The organism is Kitasatospora sp. NPDC047058 (assembly GCF_040643935.1).
Taxonomy (GTDB): Bacteria; Actinomycetota; Actinomycetes; order Streptomycetales; family Streptomycetaceae; genus Kitasatospora.
The window spans coordinates 1-1317 of record NZ_JBEYVJ010000879.1 but is presented as its reverse complement, the minus strand read 5'-3'; the positions used below and the strand labels follow the sequence as shown (position 1 = coordinate 1317).

Here is a 1317-nt window from a genome sequence, read left to right as displayed (position 1 = left end):
GCGGTGCGCAGGTAGTCGGAGCCGAGGACGTCGAGCATCGTGCCGCGCTGGTAGCGGCTGTAGGTGGCGGCATGGCCGGTGCCCGATCCGCCGGACGAGTCCCTGGCGCCCGTCCTGGCCCGGGCCCAGGAACGGCTGGACTCGGCCCTCACCGTGTCCGAGCTCGCGAGATGGGCGGCGGTCAGTCCGGCTACCCTCCACCGGCGCTTCCAGGCGCAGCTGGGCACGACACCCCTGGCGTGGCTCACGGCGGAACGCATCGCCCTGGCCTGCCGGCTGATCGAGCGCGGGGAGTCCCGCTTCGACGTGGTCGCCCGGCGGGCCGGCCTCGGCACGGCCGCCAACCTGCGCGCGCTGATGCGTCGCGAGACCGGGCTCAACCCCTCGGCGTACCGGCGCCGGTTCGGACCGGGGGCGGGCTGAACTCCCCGGCCGGATCGTGCAGTTCCCTGTTACAGCATGATGAGCAGCTTGGTGCCCGGCACCAGCTTCCGGTTGACGGACGTCGACTGGACGAAGACGGTGTACGCCGGGTTCTCACCCGGCTTGACCGTGACCTCCGACGCCGGCAGGCCCAGGAGCCGGCGGGCCGCCGGGCCCGAGAACACCCTGCCGGTCATCCGGCCGGTGGCCGGGTCCTTCTCCGCCACGGCGAGCTGCTTGCTGCCCTGGACCTTCTCGCGCTTGGACAGCTCGTAGAAGGCGCAGCCGCTCTTGTACGCGTGCCCGGCGCTGGTGACGAACTCGCGGATCTGGGTCTGCTGGTCGACCGGGACCAGGATGTACTTGCCGGTGTCCAGGGCGTCGAGACTGGCCGTCACGTCGGCCGTGCTCAGGTCCTGGCCCATCGCGAACAGGTTCCTGGTACCGCGCACGCCCTTCTCGCGGCCCCGCAGGAAGCTGGTGGCGGCGGACTTGACGGTGCCGATGGCCTCCTCGACGCCCTTGCTGGAGTCCGCGTCCCAGATCGCGATGTTGCCCGCCGGGAAGCCGTACTCCTGGGCGGTGCGCTTGGCCAGGGAGTTCGGGACCAGGATCGCCGAGGTCCAGTGGTCGGGGAGGTCGTCCATGGCGCCCTGGATGCGGTCCATCCAGGTGCTCAGCACGGCGCGGCCCTTGCCGGCGCTCATCCGGGTGTGCATCTGGCCGCTCTCCGAGCAGCCGGAGGCGTTCTCCTCGCCGTCGGTGACGACCACCTGGAGGAAGGAGTGCTCCCCGTAGCCCTCCCAGATGTTCTTCAGATCGTCGACGGACTTCACGGCCGCCTCGATCAGCGCCGTCGCGCCGTTGTCCACCTCGTAGAGGCCCCGCAGGGAC

1 protein-coding gene and 1 pseudogene are annotated in these 1317 nt (G+C 71.1%); one reads left to right on the top strand and one right to left on the bottom strand.

Annotated elements, in window-relative coordinates:
- Window positions 1-30: 30 nt before the first annotated feature.
- Window positions 31-423, top strand: a pseudogene (locus ABZ885_RS41290) (helix-turn-helix domain-containing protein); the annotation flags it as partial.
- Between the two features lie 29 nt (window positions 424-452).
- Here ABZ885_RS41290 and ABZ885_RS41285 read toward each other — a convergent pair.
- A partial coding sequence (locus ABZ885_RS41285) for a VWA domain-containing protein (RefSeq protein ID WP_360200375.1) occupies window positions 453-1317 on the bottom strand: 865 nt, incomplete at its 5' end.